Here is a 582-nt window from a genome sequence, read left to right on the forward strand (position 1 = left end):
GCTGATCCCGGAAGATCACCTCGTACGGGTCATTGACCTGTATGTCGCCAGGCTCGACCTGGGCCAGCTCGGCTTCGAAAAAGCGCAATCCAAGGCCATAGGGCGCCCCGCCTACGACCCCGCCGATCAGCTCAAGCTCTACCTCTATGGCTATTTTCAGCGCATCCGTTCCTCGCGGCGTTTGGAAGCCGAGTGCCAGCGCAACATCGAGGTGATGTGGCTGATCAACCGGCTCAAACCTGACTTCAAGACCATCGCTGACTTTCGCAAGAACAACAAAGCCGCTTTCGTTGCGACGTGCCGGGCGTTTGTACAGTTCTGCCGAACCGCCGGTTTGATTGCTGGTGACTTGGTTGCCATCGACGGCAGCAAGTTTCAGGCGGTCGCTTCCCCCCGGCGCCATTTGAACCTGAGTCAACTCAAGCGTCAGGATGAGAAACTGGACAAGCGGATCGCCCAATATCTGGCTGATCTGGATGCCGCTGACAAGTCTGAGGGCGAGCAAGTGGTCGATCGCACTGCGATCAAAGCGGCCTTGGCGAAGCTTGAGGCCAAGCAGCAAGACAACCGCACTTGCCAGGC

1 protein-coding gene is annotated in these 582 nt (G+C 58.2%); it reads left to right on the top strand.

Annotated elements, in window-relative coordinates:
• The coding region (locus EOE48_RS28500) for a transposase (RefSeq protein ID WP_148239815.1) at positions 1 to 582 on the top strand (582 nt) is incomplete at both ends.

It is taken from the genome of Methylobacterium oryzihabitans (assembly GCF_004004555.2).
GTDB classification, from domain to species: domain Bacteria; phylum Pseudomonadota; class Alphaproteobacteria; order Rhizobiales; family Beijerinckiaceae; genus Methylobacterium; species Methylobacterium oryzihabitans.